Consider the following 16,487-nt stretch of genomic DNA (forward strand, 5'->3'; position numbering starts at 1 on the left):
CGCGGTTATCCCCGCCCTTTATCCTGCAAGGGCGGGGGAGGGAGAACCCGCTATCAGAAGTGGGTGTTGACGCTCATATACCAGGTGCGGCCCGATTCGTTATAGGTCTCGGCACCGGCGCCATACATATAGCCGGTGGTGCCCCCGGTGGTCTGGGCGTTGCCCGCGCGCCAGTGACGCTTGTCGAAGACGTTATCCACGCCGCCGGTCAGACTGACGTATTTGGTGACGTCCCAGGTCGCGCTCAGGCCGAGGATGCTGTAGGGGCTGACCTCGTTCTTCTCGCTGCCGGTAACCGGTTGACCCTTATAGTTGTACTTCTTCGGCTCCTGCTTGCCGTACCAGGTAAAGGTTGACTGCAGCGAAACGTCATCGCGTACCTGCCAGCTCAGCGTAGAGTTCAGCGTATATTCCGGGATAATCGACAGACGATCGCCGGTCTCTTTGTTCTTACTCTGCAGCATGTAGGTGATGTTGTTGGTCCAGTTGACGGTCTCGCTCACCGGCACGTTCAACGTCCCTTCCAGGCCTTCCACCACCGCTTTTGGTACGTTTTCCCATTGGTAGAGGTCGGTGCCGCTGCCGTTGGTATAGACCGGGGCATAGCCCGCTTCAATCTTGTTGCGGTAGTCGTTGCGGAACCAGGTGACGCCCGCCAGCCAGCCGTCGCGTTTAAACTCGAGGCCAATCTCTTTGTTGATGCTGGTTTCGGCTTTTAAGTCGTCGTTACCCTGCAGATAGCAGCCGGATTTACTGGCATAGCAACCCTGGCCTTTGCTGTAGAGAATGTAGTTCGGGTTGGTCTGATACAGGCTCGGCGCTTTATAGGCGCGGGCGATACCCATCTTCAGTGTGAAGTCGTCCCACAGGCCCTGCGACAGGTTGAGGGACGGGCTCCAGTTATTGCCGACGATGCTGTGATGATCGAAACGCAGCGCCGGGGTCAGCATGGTGGTGTCGGTCAGCTCCATGTTGTTCTCAGCGAACAGCGAGAAGATTTCCGCCTGCGAGTACGGGCTGCGGCCGGTGCTGTCGTAGCCCGGGATGCTGCCGCCCGACAGCGCCTGGGTGTTGGAGGCGTTATCCTTCATCCGCTGCTGGTTCCACTCGCTGCCCAGCGTCAGGTTCTGATTAACCAGATAGTCGAAGGGAATGCTGACTTCACTGTGCAGCATCACATCCGACAGATCGATATCCGAGAACTGATTACTGTTAAAGATCCCCTCGGTGCCCCCGGCCAGGCCTTCGCCTTTGCGCGAGTTGCGGGTGCGCTCGTACTGCGCCCAGTTGCTGGTGGTCACCCCGTTGTCCCAGGCGCCGTTCCAGGTGACCGAGTAGGTGTTGCGATACAGACGGTTGGTCTCTTTACCGTAGTTTTCTTTCACCAGGTCGTTGGTGTTGGTGTTCTGGGTGTCGCCGGCGTAGAGGTTGCCCTGGCGGCTGTAGCCGGCTTCAAACTCCAGCGACTGCATCGGGGCGAATTCCCAGCGCACCAGACCATCGATGTTTTTATTTTGTACCCCTTCGCGCCCGGCAGGCAGGGTGTCGGCATAGATCCCGGTACGTTCGGACTGATGGCCCTGGTTGATATCCCAGGCGTCGGCCTGCGTTTTGTCGAGGTTACCGAACAGGCGGAAGCTGAAATCGCCGCCCAGCGGGCCGCTGAGGCTGAAGTTAGTGCGTTTGGTGGAGCCTTCATCCTTGTGCTCCGGGGCGTTCATATAGGTGTTCCATGAGCCGTGCCACTCATCGCCGGTTTTTTTGGTGATGATATTCACCACCCCGCCGGCGGCGCCGTTGCCGTAGCGGGCGGCGGCCGGGCCGCGAATCACTTCGATGCGTTCGATCATCTCCGGCGGCACCCAGCTGGTGTCGCCGCGGGTATCGCGCTCGCCACGCCAGCCGAGGCGCACGGAGTTGCGGCTGGTGACCGGCTTGCCATCGATCAGGATCAGGGTGTTTTCCGGACCCATGCCGCGGATATCAATCTGGCGGTTATTGCCGCGCTGGCCGCTGGTGGAGTTGCCGGTCAGGTTGACCCCCGGCATGGTGCGAATGATCTCCGAGACGTCGCGCGCTGGCGGGCGTTTGCGGATCTCATCGGCGGTGATGGTGGAGACGCCTGGCGCCTGCAGATTCTGCTCGGCGGCGGTGACCACCATGGTCTCTTCAGCCGCGCTGTTTTTATCGTCGGTGGCGGTTTCCGCTGCGCTTAACGGAAAAGCAACCCCGTAAATTCCCAGATTGACCAGCAAGGCCAGGGATTTGATCCTGTTATTCATTGTTATTCCTGCTCTTTAGTCGCCACGTTCCCCAAACGCCCCTTCCCACCGGGAGGGGAGGCGGCATAAATGTTGCCGGAAGAGGGCAAAGGCACTCCGTCGCTAGCTGAATAAGCTCTCTTCGACATGTTTTGTGAAAGACGCGCTTCCCACGGCGCGCTAATACGCTATTGCAAATGCAAATAGTTATCAATAATATTATCAATAAAGAATTACAATTAATTAAAAAAGTCACGCTATACATAGGGTTAATGACAGAATGTTAAGGACAGGAAGCGAGGAGTGGTGGCAAACCCTGCAGGGGCCGCAGTGCCGCGCAGTGGATGACGCCATCGAGGTGACGTTCTGGTGGCGGGATCCGGCGGGGGACGAAACGCACTCTCCGCGCCGTCGGGTATGGCTCTATATCACCGGGGTGACCGACCACCATCAGAATGCGCGGCCGCAATCGCTGACGCGTCTGCCCGGGACCGACGCCTGGTCCTGGCGAACCACGCTGTCGCCGACCTGGCGCGGCAGCTACTGTTTTATTCCCTCCGACCGTGACGATGATTTTTCCCCTGAGGTGTTCAGCGCTGACGCGCCCGACCGCGCGCTGCTGCGCGAAGGCTGGCGCAAACTGCTGCCGCGGGCGATAGCCGATCCGCTGAACCCGCACAGCTGGCAGGGCGGACGCGGCCATGGCGTGTCCGCCCTGGAGATGCCGCAGGCGCCCGCGCAGCCCGGCTGGGACCAGTTTAATGAGGCGCATCCTCCCGCCCGTTGCCTTGAGTGGCGCAGCGCGCGTCTGGGCAACCATCGCCGGGTCTGGATCTACACCCCCGGCGAGGCCGTCGACCCGCAAACGCGGCCCCTGGCGATCCTGCTCGACGGCCAGTTCTGGGCCGAGAGCATGCCGGTGTGGTCGCCGCTGGCCGCACTGACCCGCGAGGGGAGACTGCCGCCGGCGGTCTACCTGCTGATCGACGCGATCGACAACCAGCGCCGCGGGGTTGAGCTGCCCTGTCACCGCGATTTCTGGCTGGCGGTGCAGGAGGAGCTCCTGCCGCTGGTCCGCAGCCATGCCCCGTTCAGCGACCGCCCGGAGCGAACCGTGGTGGCTGGGCAAAGCTTCGGCGGCCTGGCGGCGATGTTCGCCGCCCTCAACTGGCCGCAGCGCTTTGGCTGCGTACTCAGCCAGTCAGGCTCCTACTGGTGGCCGCATCGCGACGGCCGCGGGACGGGCTTTATCGGCGAATGTCTCCGCCTGGGCGAGGTGTCCCCCGCCGGGCTGCGCATCTGGCTGGAAGCGGGCCAACGCGAACCCATTATTTTTCGCGCTAACCAGGCGCTGTTGGCGCAACTCACTACGACACAGCAGACGATTTTCTGGCGTCAGGTTGACGGCGGGCATGATGCGCTTTGCTGGCGCGGCGGGCTGACGGCAGGGCTTATCCAGCTCTGGCAGCCTCTGCTGTCGCACCCTTAGCACCGCGCTTTACGACAGGAGTTTGATATGCAATTCAGTAACCCCTTCGACAATCCGCAAGGGCAGTTTTACATTCTGCGCAATGACCAGCAGCAGTACAGCCTGTGGCCGGCGCACTGCGACCTGCCTGCCGGCTGGGCGGTGGTGTGCCCCCCGCAGTCGGCCGAGGCCTGCAACGCCTGGCTGGCGGCCAACTGGTCAACCCTGACCCCCGCCCATCATGCGTCATAAGGAGCTGACAATGACCACTCGTTTACCGCTGGTTGCCGCGCAGCCGGGGATCTGGATGGCCGAGCGCCTCTCCACTCTGCCAGGCGCCTGGAGCGTGGCCCACTATGTTGAACTGCGCGGCGCGCTCGACCCGACGCTGCTGGGAAAAGCGATTGTCGCCGGTCTGCAGCAGGCGGACACCCTCAGCCTGCGCTTTCAGGAAGAGGAGGGGGAAGTCTGGCAGTGTGTGGCGGCCGACCGCACCTTTGGCGAACCGTCGCTCATTGACCTGCGTACGGCGCCGGATCCGCATCGCGCCGCCACGGAGCGGATGCAGGCGGACCTGGCGCAGGATCTGCGTGTCGACGGCGGCAACCCGCTGGTGTGCCATCAGCTGCTGCGCGTCGGCGACGACCGCTGGTACTGGTATCAGCGCTATCACCACTTGCTGGTGGATGGCTTCAGCTTCCCGGCGATAACCCGGCAGATCGCCGCCATTTACCGCGCCTGGCAGCGTGGGGAAGCCACTCCTGAGTCGCCTTTCACCCCCTTCGCCGAGGTGGTGGACGAGTACCAGCGCTACGCCGGCAGCGAGGCCTGGCAGCGGGATAAAGCCTTCTGGCAGGCTCAGCGCCAGGCGTTACCGGCGCCAGCCTCACTCTCTGCCGCGCCGCTGGGCGGACGCGCCGCCGGGAGCGATATCTGGCGGATGAAGCTGGAGATGAACGCCGACGCCTTCCGCCGTCTGGCTGGCCATGCGCCGCAGTGTCAGCCCGCTGACCTGGCGCTGGCGCTCACCACGCTGTGGCTGGGCCGCCTGTGCAACCGGATGGACTACGCGGCGGGCTTTATCTTTATGCGCCGGATGGGTTCAGCCGCGCTGACCTCGACGGGGCCGGTGCTCAATGTCCTGCCTCTGGCGGTGCATATTGACGCCCAGGAGACGCTGGCAGACCTGGCGATGCGCCTCGCCGCTCAGTTGAAAAAGATGCGCCGCCATCAGCGCTATGACGCCGAACAGATCGTTCGCGACAGCGGTAAAGCGGCAGGGGACGAACCGCTGTTCGGCCCGGTGCTGAACGTCAAAGTCTTTGATTACCAGCTGGATATCGATGGTGTGCAGGCACTGACCCACACCCTCGCCACCGGCCCGGTCAACGATCTCGAGCTGGCGCTGTTCCCGGATGAAACCGGCGGGCTGTCGCTGGAGATCCTCGCCAACAAGGCCCGGTACGACGAAGCCGAGCTCCGTCGCCATGTGGCGAGACTGACCGCGCTGCTGGCGCAGTTCGCCGCCGATCCGGCGCTGCGCTGCGGCGAAGCAGAGATGCTCTCCGCCGACGAGCTGGCCCGGCTGGCGGCGGTCAACGATACCGCTGTGCCGCTGCCCGCCACCACCCTCAGCGCGCTGGTGGCCGACCAGGCGCGGAAGACGCCGGATGCCCCGGCGCTGGCGGACGCCCACTGGCAGTTCAGCTATCGCGAGATGCGTCAGCAGGTGGTGGCGCTCGCGCAGCTGCTGCGTCAGCGCGGCGTGAAGCCGGGCGACAGCGTGGCGGTGGCCCTGCCGCGCTCGGTGTTCCTGACCCTGGCGCTGCACGGTATTGTCGAAGCGGGGGCCGCCTGGCTGCCGCTGGACACCGGCTACCCGGACGATCGCCTGCGGATGATGCTGGAAGACGCCCGGCCGTCGCTGCTGATCACCTCGGAGGATCAGCTGGCCCGGTTCAGCGATATCCCGGGGCTGGAAAGCCTCTGTTATCAGCAGCCGCTGACCGTTGGGGATGACGCGCCGCTGGCGCTGTCAACACCGGAGCATACCGCCTACATCATCTTTACCTCTGGCTCCACCGGGCGGCCGAAAGGGGTGATGGTCGGCCAGGCCGCCATCGTCAACCGCCTGCTGTGGATGCAGGATCGCTATCCGTTATCTGCCGACGACGTGGTGGCGCAGAAAACGCCGTGCAGTTTCGACGTGTCGGTGTGGGAGTTCTGGTGGCCGTTTATCGCCGGCGCGCAGCTGGTGATGGCCGAGCCGGAGGCGCACCGCGACCCGCAGGCGATGCAGCAGTTCTTCGCCCACTACGGCGTGACCACCACCCACTTTGTGCCCTCGATGCTGGCGGCGTTTGTCGCCTCGCTGGATGCCGACAGCGTCGCCGCCTGCCGCACGCTGCGGCGGGTATTCTGCAGCGGAGAAGCGCTGCCGACGGAATTGTGCCGCGAGTGGGAGCGCTTAACCGGCGCGCCGCTGCATAACCTGTACGGCCCGACGGAGGCGGCGGTGGATGTCAGCTGGTATCCGGCCTGCGGCCCTGAGCTGGCGGCGGTGACCGGCAGCAGCGTGCCGATTGGCTGGCCGGTGTGGAACACCGGGCTGCGCATTCTCGATACCGCGATGCGCCCGGTGCCGCCGGGCGTGGCGGGGGATCTTTATCTCACCGGCATTCAGCTGGCGCAGGGCTATCTGGGGCGTCCGGATCTCACCGCCAGCCGCTTTATCGCCGACCCGTTTGCCCCCGGCGAGCGGATGTATCGCACCGGTGACGTGGCGCGCTGGCTGACGAACGGCGCGGTGGAGTACCTTGGCCGCAGCGACGATCAGCTGAAGATCCGCGGGCAGCGCATCGAGCTTGGCGAGATTGACCGGGTGATGTCGGCCCTGCCGGATGTGGCGCAGGCGGTGAGTCACGCCTGCGTCTTCAATCAGGCGGCGGCGACCGGCGGCGATGCCCGGCAGCTGGTGGGCTATCTGGTCTCTGACTCCGGCCTGCCGCTGGATACCGCGGCACTGAAAGCGCGGCTGGCGGAACAGCTGCCGCCGCATATGGTGCCGGTGGTGCTGATGCAGCTCGCCGATCTGCCGCTGAGCGCCAATGGCAAACTGGACCGCAAAGCGCTGCCGCTGCCGACCCTCGGCGGTGAACGCAGCGGCCGACCGCCGGAGCCCGGCATGGAAACCCTTGTCGCCGCCGCCTTCAGCCAGCTGCTGGGCTGCGAGGTGAACGATATCGACGCCGATTTCTTCGCCCTCGGCGGTCATTCGCTGCTGGCGATGCGCCTGGCGGCACAGCTCAGCCGCCAGCTGGCGCGGCAGGTGACCCCGGGGCAGGTGATGGTGGCCTCGACGGTGGGCAAACTGAGCGCGCTGCTGGCCGCCGATCTCAGCGATGAGCAGGCCCGGCGCCTGGGGCTGGATACGCTTCTGCCGCTGCGCGAGAGCGACGGCCCGACGCTGTTCTGCTTCCATCCCGCCTCCGGCTTTGCCTGGCAGTTCAGCGTGCTGGCGCGCTATCTCAGCCCGCGCTGGTCAATAACCGGTATTCAGTCGCCGCGCCCGCAGGGGCCGATGGTCACCGCCGCCAGCCTCGACGAGGTGTGCGAGCACCATCTGCGCACGCTGCTGGCGCAGCAGCCGCACGGCCCTTATTACCTGTTTGGGTATTCGCTGGGCGGCACCTTAGCCCAGGGCATTGCCGCCCGGTTGCGCCAGCGCGGCGAAGCGGTGGCCTTCCTCGGCCTGCTGGATACCTGGCCGCCGGAGACGCAAAACTGGGCAGAGAAAGAGGCCAACGGGCTGGATCCCGAGGTACTGGCGGAGATCGACCGCGAGCGCGAGGCGTTCCTCGCCGCCCAGCAGGGGCAAGCCTCCGGCGAGCTGTTCAGCGCTATCGAAGGTAACTATGCCGATGCGGTGCGGCTGTTAACCACCGCCCACAGCGCGAAGTTTGACGGCAAGGCGACGCTGTTCGTGGCGGAGAAGACGCGGCAGGCGGGGATGGATCCGCAGGTCGTATGGGGCCCGTGGGTGGGGGAACTGGAGGTGTTCAGCCAGAACTGCGCCCACGTCGACATTATCTCCCCGCAGGCCTTTGAGGCCATCGGCCCGGTGGTCAGGGAGATTCTGGGGTAACGGTTGAGTTCGGGCTACAGCAGGTAGCCCGGCTCAGCGTAGCGCAAGCCGGGGAAAGAGGAGATTACCGGCGGCCCAGCGGCACCACCAGCGGCGTATGCGCCACCGGATCCTCAATGATCGTGCAGCGCAGGCCGTAAATCCGTTCAATCAGATCGGCGGTGACGATCTCCTTCGGCGCCCCCTCGGCGACGATCCTGCCGTCGCGCAGGGCGATCAGGTGGGTGGCGTAGCGGCAGGCCTGGTTAAGATCGTGCAGCACCGCCGCCAGGGTATAGCCCTTCTCGCGATTCAGCTCACTCAATAGCTCCAGCAGGTCGATCTGATGGCTGATGTCCAGCCAGGTGGTTGGCTCATCCAGCAGCATAATCGCCGTCTCCTGGGCCAGCACCATCGCAATCCACGCCCGCTGCCGCTGGCCGCCGGAAAGCGTATCGACGCTCTGCAGCGCCAGATCGCTGATCCCGGTCGCCCGCATCGCCTTGTTCACCGCTTCTTCATCTTCTTTGCGCCAGCGGGTAAACAGCGGCTGGTGCGGATAGCGCCCGCGGGCCACCAGCTCCTGCACCGTGATATCGCCAGGGGTGGTGGCATTCTGCGCCAGCAGCCCGATACGGCGGGCAACCTCTTTACTGGCGTACTGCTGGATCTGCGCGCCGTCGAGCCAGACGTGGCCGCTGGCCGGCGTCATCAGGCGACTGAGGGTGCGCAATAGCGTCGACTTGCCGCAGCCGTTGGGGCCGATAATGGCGGTGAAGTGACCGTCAGGGATGGTCACGTTCAGCGACTCGGCGATGGTCTTGTTACCGTAGGCCAGGGTTAACTGCTCGCCGCGCAAACGGGAGGGGACAGCACTCATTTTTTGCGGGACTCCTGAATCAACAATGCAATAAGGTAAATACCGCCGAGGCTGACGGTTAACACGCCAACCGGCAGCTGCCACGGCATAAACAGCCGCTGGGCGCCGTAATCGGCCAGCGCCAGCAGCAGCGCGCCGCACAGGGCCGATTGGGTCAGTCCCCAGCGGGCCGTGCCGCTCAGGCGGCGGGCGATATGCGGCGCCACCAGCGCAATAAATGAGATCGGCCCGGCCAGCGCCGTCGAGGCGGCGGTGAGCACCACCGCCACCAGCATCAGCAGCAGGCGCGAACGCTCGACCTGCACACCCAGCGCGCAGGCGGTATCGTCGCCCATCTCCAGCAGTCGCATCCGGCGAACCAGCAGGGCGCTGCCCACCAGCATCAACAGGATCAGCGGCGCCGACGGCCAGGTTTTACCCCAGGTCAGGCCGTTAAGCGATCCGGCGTTCCACAGGCCCGCAGAAAGGGCGGTCTCCAGCGAGGCGCGCAGCAGCAGCCAGGTGTTGAATGCCACCAGCATGGCGCGCACGCCGATGCCGATAATGATCAGGCGGAAGGTCTCGATCCCGTTGCGCCAGGCCAGCAGCCAGACCACCAGCGAGGTCAACACCCCGCCGGCCATCGCCGCCAGAGCAATCGCCGTCAGGTTCTGGCCGAAGAGGACCATCGCCACCAGCACGCCGCTCCAGGCGCCGGTGTTAAAGCCCATCACGTCCGGGCTGCCGAGCGGGTTGCGGGTCAGCGACTGGAAAATGGCGCCGCTGACGCCGAGTGCGGCGCCAATCAACAGCGCCATTAACACCCGCGGCAGCCGCCATTCGTTCACCACCATCGCGACGTTGCGCGGCGCATCGCTGAACAGCGCCGAGAACACCTGGTCAATCGTCAGGGGCACCGGGCCTTGCGCCAGTCCGAGCAGGGAAATCAGCAGGCTGGCGGCCATCAACAGCAAGCAACTGGCTATCAGGCGGCGGGACGGGGCAATCACAGGCCACCTCCCCGCGGCTGGCGGCGCACCAGCCAGATCAGCACCGGCGCGCCGAGAAAGGCGCTCACCACCGATACCCGCAGTTCGCCGGGCACCAGCAGGCGGCCAATCACGTCGGCAAACAGCAGCAGGGCCGGGGTGGCGAGCAGGGTGACCGGTAGCGACCAGCGATGATCGGCCCCCACCAGCCAGCGCGCCATATGCGGCATCATCAGGCCGATAAAGGCGATCGGGCCGACGACGGCGGTGGCGCTGCCGCACAGGACGGTGATGACGATCAGGCCGATCAGTTGGGTGCGGGCGACGCGGCTGCCGAGGGCGGTGGCGGTATCGTTGCCCAGGCTCAGGCTGTTAAGCGCCCGGCTCAGCAGCAGGGCGGCGATCCCCGCCACCACCACCGGCAGCAGGACAATTTTCAGGGTTTGCAGGGTGCGGATATCCAGCGAACCGGCCTGCCAGAAGCGCAGCTGATCGTAGACGTCCGGGTTGAGCAGGGCGATGCCGTTGGACAGCCCCTCCAGCACCGCCGCGAGGGCGACCCCAGCGAGGGTGAGGCGCACCGGGCTCAGCTGGCCGCCGCCCTGGCTGCCGGTGAAGGCCACCAGCAGCGAGGCGCAGAGCGCGCCGCAAAACGCCAGCAGCAGTTGCTCCTGCGGGGAGGTGATCCCGAACAGCGCCGCGCCGAGGACGATGGCGAAGCTGGCGCCGGAGTTGACCCCCAGCAGGCCGGGGTCGGCCAGTGGGTTACGGGTGAGCGTTTGCATCAGCGCGCCGGCGAGACCGAGAGCGACGCCAGCCAGCAGACCGGCCAGGGTACGCGGCAGGCGCGCGTCCAGCACGATGGTGCAGTCGGCGCTTTGACAGGTTCCGCTGAAGGCGGTGAATACCGTGCCGATCGGCAACGATTTGGCGCCGATGGTCAGGCTAAGCGCGGCGGCTAAGGCGAGTAATAGCAACAATCCGGGCACGGCGACAGAGCGTACCGCGGTCGTAGAAAACGACATAACTGACATCCCTGATATGATAATGATAGTAATTATCGTTATCGATTTTATTCAGCTATGGTAGCATGACCCACAGTAAAAAGGGTATTAAAAATAACGACAAGGCGCTGTAATGAACCGACAATCCTGGCTGCTCAATCTCAGCCTGCTGAAAACTCACCCGGCGTTTCGCGCCGTTTTTATCGCTCGCTTTATCTCTATTCTGTCGCTTGGCCTGCTGGGCGTGGCCATTCCGGTGCAGATCCAGATGATGACCCATTCGACCTGGCAGGTCGGGTTGTCGGTGACGCTGACCGGTGCGTCGATGTTTGTTGGTCTGATGGTGGGGGGCGTGCTGGCTGACCGCTATGAACGTAAACGCCTGATCCTGCTGGCGCGCGGCACCTGCGGCGTGGGCTTTGTCGGCCTGTGTCTGAACGCCCTGCTGCCGGAGCCGTCGCTGGCGGCGATCTACCTGCTGGGGATCTGGGACGGGTTCTTCGCGTCGTTGGGGGTGACCGCGCTGTTGGCGGCGACCCCGGCGCTGGTGGGGCGGGAAAACCTGATGCAAGCCGGGGCCATCACTATGCTGACGGTGCGCCTTGGCTCGGTGATTTCGCCGATGATCGGCGGCCTGCTGCTAGCCACCGGCGGCGTGGCCTGGAACTTTGGCCTGGCGGCGGCGGGGACCTTTATCACTACCTTAACCCTGCTGCGTCTGCCGCAGCTGCCGCCACCTCCGCAGCCGCGTGAGCATCCGCTGCGATCCCTGCTGGCGGGGCTGACCTTCCTCTGCCAGAGCCCGCTTATCGGCGGGATTGCGCTGCTCGGCGGTCTGCTGACCATGGCCAGCGCGGTGCGGGTGCTCTATCCGGCGCTGGCCGGTAGCTGGCAGATGTCGGCCGGACAGATTGGCCTGCTGTACGCCGCTATTCCGCTCGGTGCGGCGCTGGGGGCGTTGACCAGCGGCCAGCTGGCCCAGACGGTGCGGCCCGGCGCGCTGATGCTGGCGACCACGGTGGGATCGTTTGTCGCCATTGCGCTGTTCAGCCTGATGCCGCACTGGGCGTTGGGCGCGCTGTGCCTGGCGCTGTTTGGCTGGCTGAGCGCCATCAGTTCGCTGCTGCAGTACACCCTGATCCAGACTCAGACGCCGGAACATATGCTCGGGCGGATTAATGGTCTGTGGACCGCGCAAAACGTCACCGGCGACGCCATCGGCGCGGCCCTGCTCGGCGGATTAGGGGCGGTGATGACCCCGGCGGCATCCGCCAGCGCCAGCGGCTGGGCGCTGGCGCTCGTCGGCGTGCTGTTGGTGGGGCTGCTACGCGAGCTGCGCCGTTTCCAGCGACCGGAAATCGTCAACGAAAGTTAAGTAGGGTGCGATTGCCCGGTGGCGGCTGCGCCTTACCGGGCCTACGGTCTGGCCTGGGGGGCGCTGGCATTGTAGGCCGGTGCAAGCGCAGCGCCGCCCGGCAAGGTGTTCAGGCCGCGTACCCGTCCTGATACCCGGTGGCGGCTACGCCTTACCGGGCCTACAGTCTCGGGCATTGTAGGCCGGTGCAAGCGCCGCGCCGCCCGGCAAAGAGTTCAGGTTGCGTACCCGTCATGATGCCCGGTGGCGGCTGCGCCTTACCGGGCCTACGGTCTCGGGCATTGTAGGCCGGTGCAAGCGCAGCGCCGCCCGGCAAAGAGTTCAGGCTACGTTCCCGTCCTGATGCCCGGTGGCGGCTGCGCCTTACCGGGCCTACGGTCTCGGGCATTGTAGGCCGGTGCAAGCGCCGCGCCGCCCGGCAAGGTGTTCAGGCCGCATTCCCGTCCTGATGGCACAGCCCGCGTTAGCCGAACAGGCTGGAGAGACGCTGGAGCACCAGCAGGGCGCTGTAGTAGTCAAGACGGAAGGTCTCGGTGCCCAGCGGGTAGACGCGTTTGCCTGCGACCGCCGGGAGATGCGCCAGCAGCGGGTTGGCGTAGATGGCATCCGCATCTTTCTGGTCGCCGGCGAACAGGAACAGGCTCTGGCCGTTCAGACCGGCCGCGAGGTTCTCCCCGCCCAGCTGCACGATATCGTGGCGTTTACCCTGGCTATGGCTGGCGGGCAGGCCGCCCGGCAGCGTCGCCAGGCTAAAGCCCAGCTGTTCGAGCATCTGCCCCTGGGCCGATGCCGGCGTCCAGATATTGGCGCTGTGCGCGGCGGCGGTATAGACCAGGGCGGTCACCGGCTGCGGCGGCAGTTTCATTTTTTCTTTTAACGAAACGAGCTGTTTATTGAAGTCGGCAATGCGCGCGCTGGCCTGCTGCTCATGGCCGGTGATCTGCCCCAACTGGGTGAGCAGAGTTTGCCAGCTTTTATCGTCATAGTTGATGACCAGCGTCGGGGCGATCGTTTTGAGCTGATCGTACAGCGGCAGGGCAGAGTCGCCGCCGGTGGCGCTCACCAGGATCAGATCCGGCATCTGGGCGGCCACCGCTTCCGCGCTTGGTTCGCCGATGTACAGCCGCGCCAGCTTGCGGGCTTTGGCGACCTCGCTCCACTGACGCAGAAAGCCCTGGCTATCGGCGACGCGGTTGTTCGGCGTGGTGGCGCCGCTGGCGACCACCGGGGCGTCAATCGCCAACAGCGAGCCGGTGAGGGTCACGCTGGTGGAGACAATGCGCAGCGGCTGGCTCGCCAGGGTGTGGGTCCCGTAGCTGTCGGTGATCTGGCGCGGCCAGTCCGCCGCCTGGGCTGAGGTAATTCCTAAAAGCAACAGCATGCCGGTCAGCGCACCGCGGCGGCAGAAAGAAAAGAAGTTCACGTCATCGCATCCTGATTCGAAAGGTAATAAATGCGTCTCATTTTCAACTTTGCGTCAGCAGGATGCAAGCCAAAGTGGCGCGCAATGACGTAACGCGGTTGACATGGCGGGCAATACCTTTTAGGTTAGCCAACCAAAATACAAATGATAATTATTCGTAATATATTTATCGTTTTTGGAGGATGATATGGAAACGTCACTGGCTGAGGATGTACAGAAACACACCCAGACCCTGTCTCCGGACAGCTTCTTCTTTATGTCGCCGTACCGCAGTTTTAGCACCTCCGGCTGCTTCCGCCGCTTCTCACAGCCCGCTGTCGGCGGCGATGCGCTGAACGGTGAGTTCCAGCAGCAGCTGGCCGCCGCTTTTGCCGACGCCCGCGCGGCGGGGATCCGCAAGCCGGTGATGGTGGGGGCTATCCCGTTCGACACCTGTCAGCCTTCCGAGCTCTATATCCCCGAGCGCTGGGAAGCGTTCTCCCGCCCGGAAAAACAGCGTTCCGCCCGCTACGCCGCGCCGCTGGAGACAATGGAAGTGGTGGAGCGCCGGGAGATCCCGGAGCAGGACGCGTTTTTAGCCATGGTGGAACGCGCTGCCGCGCTGACCGCCACCCCGGAAGTGGACAAGGTGGTGCTCTCAAGGCTTATCGATATTACCACCCGCGACCGCGTCGATAGCGGCGCGCTGATGGAGCGACTGATCGCCCAGAACCCGGCGAGCTTTAACTTCCACGTGCCGCTCTCCGACGGCGGCGTGCTGCTGGGCGCCAGCCCGGAGCTGCTGCTGCGTAAAGACGGGCCGCGCTTTAGCTCATTGCCGCTGGCTGGCTCCGCCCGTCGTCAACCGGACGATGTGCTGGACCGGGAAGCGGGCAACAGGCTGCTGGCATCCGGCAAAGATCGCCACGAGCACGAGCTGGTGACCCAGGCGATGAAGAGCGTGCTGGGCCCGCGCAGCAGCCAGCTGTCGCTGCCGGCATCGCCGCAGTTGATTACCACCCCAACGCTCTGGCACCTGGCAACACCAATCGAAGGCACCGCGCTGGCGCAAGAAAACGCCATGTCGCTGGCCTGTCTGCTGCACCCGACCCCGGCGCTGAGCGGTTTCCCACACCAGGTGGCGAAGCGCCTGATTGCCGAACTGGAACCCTTCGACCGTCAGCTGTTCGGCGGCATCGTCGGCTGGTGTGACGATGAAGGCAACGGCGAATGGGTGGTAACCATCCGCTGCGCGCGTCTGCAGCAGCGTACGCTGCGCCTGTTTGCCGGCGCGGGAATCGTTCCGGCCTCCTCGCCGCTGGGCGAATGGCGCGAAACCGGCGTCAAACTGACCACCATGCTTAACGTATTTGGCTTGAATTAAGAGGCAAGGATGATTGCATTTACCCGTTGGCCGGATGCGTTCGCGGCCCGCTATCGTCAAAAAGGCTACTGGCAGGATCTGCCGTTAACCAATCTGATCACCCGTCACGCGGAAAACGACGCCGTGGCGATTATCGATGGCGAACGGCAGATTAGCTACCGCCAGTTTAATCAGCTGGTGGACAACCTTGCCTGCTCGCTGCAGCGCCAGGGACTGAAGCGCGGGGAAACCGCGCTGGTGCAGTTGGGCAACGTCGCCGAGTTTTACATCACCTTCTTTGCGCTGCTGCGCATCGGCGTCGCGCCAGTGAACGCGCTGTTCAGCCATCAGCGCAGCGAGCTTAACGCCTACGCCGCGCAGATTAAACCGGCGCTGCTGATTGCCGATCGCGAGCACGCGCTGTTTGCTGACGATAGCTTCCTCCATGCGTTTATCGCTGAGCATCCTTCCCTGCGCGTCGCACTGTTGCGTAACGACGGCGGCGAGCGCGATCTGGCGACGGAGATTAATCGCCCGGCGGATAACTTTGTCGCCAATCCAACCCCTGCCGACGAAGTGGCCTTTTTCCAGCTCTCCGGCGGCAGCACCGGGACGCCGAAGCTGATCCCGCGCACCCATAACGATTACGACTACAGCATCCGCCGCAGCAACGAGATCTGCGGGATCAACGCGGAGACGCGCTACCTCAACGCGCTGCCGGCGGCGCATAACTATGCGATGAGTTCCCCGGGTTCGCTCGGCGTCTTCCTCGCCGGCGGGCGGGTGATCCTCGCCGCCGACCCGAGCGCCACCCTCTGTTTCCCGCTGATTGAACAACATCAGATCAACGTTGCCTCGCTGGTGCCGCCGGCGGTCAGCCTGTGGCTGCAGGCGATCCATGAATGGGGCAGCAATGCGCAACTGCAATCGCTGGAGCTGCTGCAGGTCGGCGGCGCGCGCCTGTCGGCGACCCTCGCCGCGCGCATTCCGGCGGAAATCGGCTGCCAGCTGCAGCAGGTGTTCGGCATGGCGGAGGGGCTGGTGAATTACACCCGCCTTAACGACAGTCCTGAGCGGATCATCCATACCCAGGGCTGCCCGATGTGCCCGGACGATGAAGTGTGGGTAGCGGATGCCGATGGCAACCCGCTGCCGCGCGGCGAAGTGGGCCGTCTGATGACCCGCGGGCCGTATACCTTCCGCGGCTACTACAACAGCCCGCAGCATAACGCAGAAGCCTTTGACGCCGACGGGTTTTACTGTTCCGGCGATCTGATTTCGATCGACGAAGACGGCTATATCACCGTCCAGGGCCGGGAAAAAGATCAGATCAACCGCGGCGGCGAGAAGATCGCCGCCGAAGAGATCGAAAACCTGCTGCTGCGCCATGAGGCGGTGATCCATGCCGCGCTGGTCAGCATCGAAGACAACCTGCTGGGCGAGAAAAGCTGTGCTTATCTGGTGGTGACCTCGCCGCTGCGCGCCGTCGCGGTGCGCCGCTTCCTGCGCGAGCAGGGGGTGGCGGAATTTAAACTGCCGGATCGCGTGGAGTGCGTTGCCGCGCTGCCGCTGACGCCGGTGGGCAAAGTCGATAAAAAACAATTACGTCAGTGGCTGGCCGAAGGCAAGCTGGGCTGAAGGAG

11 protein-coding genes are annotated in these 16,487 nt (G+C 64.6%); 6 read left to right on the forward strand and 5 right to left on the reverse strand.

Annotated features, from left to right (window positions below):
• Positions 1-53 precede the first annotated feature (53 nt).
• Positions 54-2,282 (reverse strand): siderophore enterobactin receptor FepA, encoded by a 2,229-nt coding sequence (fepA, locus tag CWM54_RS15930; RefSeq protein WP_032729591.1) that lies wholly within the window; start codon positions 2,280-2,282, stop codon positions 54-56.
• A 259-nt stretch (positions 2,283-2,541) separates the two neighbouring features.
• On the opposite strand from fepA, the gene fes reads away from it, so the two are divergent.
• From fes to entF, 3 genes are read left to right on the forward strand one after another with little or no spacing between them, the layout of a single operon-like run.
• Positions 2,542-3,750, forward strand: coding sequence for an enterochelin esterase (gene fes, locus CWM54_RS15935; protein WP_100681430.1), 1,209 nt, complete (start codon positions 2,542-2,544; stop codon positions 3,748-3,750).
• 27 nt (positions 3,751-3,777) lie between these two features.
• The gene (locus CWM54_RS15940; protein WP_004178967.1) at positions 3,778-3,981 is read left to right on the forward strand and encodes an MbtH family protein; all 204 of its coding nucleotides are present in this window, start codon (positions 3,778-3,780) and stop codon (positions 3,979-3,981) included.
• A 10-nt stretch (positions 3,982-3,991) separates the two neighbouring features.
• Entirely contained in the window at positions 3,992-7,873 is a 3,882-nt protein-coding gene (gene entF, locus CWM54_RS15945; RefSeq protein ID WP_100697750.1) for an enterobactin non-ribosomal peptide synthetase EntF, read from the forward strand.
• 64 nt (positions 7,874-7,937) lie between these two features.
• Here the strand turns inward: entF and fepC are convergent, their stop codons facing one another.
• The 3 genes from fepC to fepD are packed head-to-tail and all read right to left on the reverse strand — an operon-like array spanning position 7,938 to position 10,725.
• Positions 7,938-8,732 (reverse strand): iron-enterobactin ABC transporter ATP-binding protein, encoded by a 795-nt coding sequence (gene fepC, locus CWM54_RS15950; RefSeq protein ID WP_002893737.1) that lies wholly within the window; start codon positions 8,730-8,732, stop codon positions 7,938-7,940.
• On the reverse strand, positions 8,729-9,721 hold the full coding sequence (gene fepG / locus CWM54_RS15955) for an iron-enterobactin ABC transporter permease (RefSeq protein WP_165785817.1): 993 nt from the start codon (positions 9,719-9,721) through the stop codon (positions 8,729-8,731). Before fepG ends, fepC begins: the two co-directional genes overlap by 4 nt.
• A complete protein-coding gene (gene fepD, locus CWM54_RS15960; RefSeq protein ID WP_004176917.1) occupies positions 9,718-10,725 on the reverse strand; it encodes a Fe(3+)-siderophore ABC transporter permease in 1,008 nt (335 codons plus the stop codon). The genes fepG and fepD overlap by 4 nt, the downstream gene beginning before the upstream one ends.
• A 112-nt stretch (positions 10,726-10,837) precedes the next feature.
• Here fepD and entS point away from each other — a divergent pair, with 112 nt between their 5' ends.
• Positions 10,838-12,079: an enterobactin transporter EntS gene (gene entS, locus CWM54_RS15965; protein WP_023282277.1), complete on the forward strand. Its 1,242-nt coding sequence runs from the start codon at positions 10,838-10,840 to the stop codon at positions 12,077-12,079.
• Positions 12,080-12,542: 463 nt separating this feature from the next.
• On the opposite strand, the gene fepB is transcribed toward entS, so the two are convergent.
• On the reverse strand, positions 12,543-13,460 hold the full coding sequence (gene fepB / locus CWM54_RS15970; RefSeq protein ID WP_165785939.1) for a Fe2+-enterobactin ABC transporter substrate-binding protein: 918 nt from the start codon (positions 13,458-13,460) through the stop codon (positions 12,543-12,545).
• Positions 13,461-13,689: 229 nt separating this feature from the next.
• Between fepB and entC the strand changes: the two genes are divergently transcribed.
• A complete protein-coding gene (gene entC / locus CWM54_RS15975) occupies positions 13,690-14,865 on the forward strand; it encodes an isochorismate synthase EntC (RefSeq protein ID WP_008805585.1) in 1,176 nt (391 codons plus the stop codon).
• A gap of 9 nt (positions 14,866-14,874) precedes the next feature.
• Complete coding sequence (gene entE, locus CWM54_RS15980; RefSeq protein WP_023322215.1) at positions 14,875-16,482, forward strand: (2,3-dihydroxybenzoyl)adenylate synthase EntE; 1,608 nt, start codon at positions 14,875-14,877, stop codon at positions 16,480-16,482.
• Positions 16,483-16,487 lie beyond the last annotated feature (5 nt).

The sequence above is a fragment of the Klebsiella sp. D-Nf1 genome (genome assembly GCF_002810515.1).
Classification (GTDB): Bacteria; Pseudomonadota; Gammaproteobacteria; order Enterobacterales; family Enterobacteriaceae; genus Klebsiella; species Klebsiella variicola.

What these genes read in the sequence shown, in the direction of transcription:
- fepA (WP_032729591.1), bottom strand. Translation starts at nt 2,282, where the DNA reads ATGAATAACAGGATCAAATCCCTGGCCTTGCTGGTCAATCTGGGAATT.
- fes (WP_100681430.1), top strand. Translation starts at nt 2,542, where the DNA reads ATGTTAAGGACAGGAAGCGAGGAGTGGTGGCAAACCCTGCAGGGGCCG.
- CWM54_RS15940 (WP_004178967.1), top strand. Translation starts at nt 3,778, where the DNA reads ATGCAATTCAGTAACCCCTTCGACAATCCGCAAGGGCAGTTTTACATT.
- entF (WP_100697750.1), top strand. Translation starts at nt 3,992, where the DNA reads ATGACCACTCGTTTACCGCTGGTTGCCGCGCAGCCGGGGATCTGGATG.
- fepC (WP_002893737.1), bottom strand. Translation starts at nt 8,732, where the DNA reads ATGAGTGCTGTCCCCTCCCGTTTGCGCGGCGAGCAGTTAACCCTGGCC.
- fepD (WP_004176917.1), bottom strand. Translation starts at nt 10,725, where the DNA reads ATGTCGTTTTCTACGACCGCGGTACGCTCTGTCGCCGTGCCCGGATTG.
- entS (WP_023282277.1), top strand. Translation starts at nt 10,838, where the DNA reads ATGAACCGACAATCCTGGCTGCTCAATCTCAGCCTGCTGAAAACTCAC.
- fepB (WP_165785939.1), bottom strand. Translation starts at nt 13,460, where the DNA reads ATGCTGTTGCTTTTAGGAATTACCTCAGCCCAGGCGGCGGACTGGCCG.
- entC (WP_008805585.1), top strand. Translation starts at nt 13,690, where the DNA reads ATGGAAACGTCACTGGCTGAGGATGTACAGAAACACACCCAGACCCTG.
- entE (WP_023322215.1), top strand. Translation starts at nt 14,875, where the DNA reads ATGATTGCATTTACCCGTTGGCCGGATGCGTTCGCGGCCCGCTATCGT.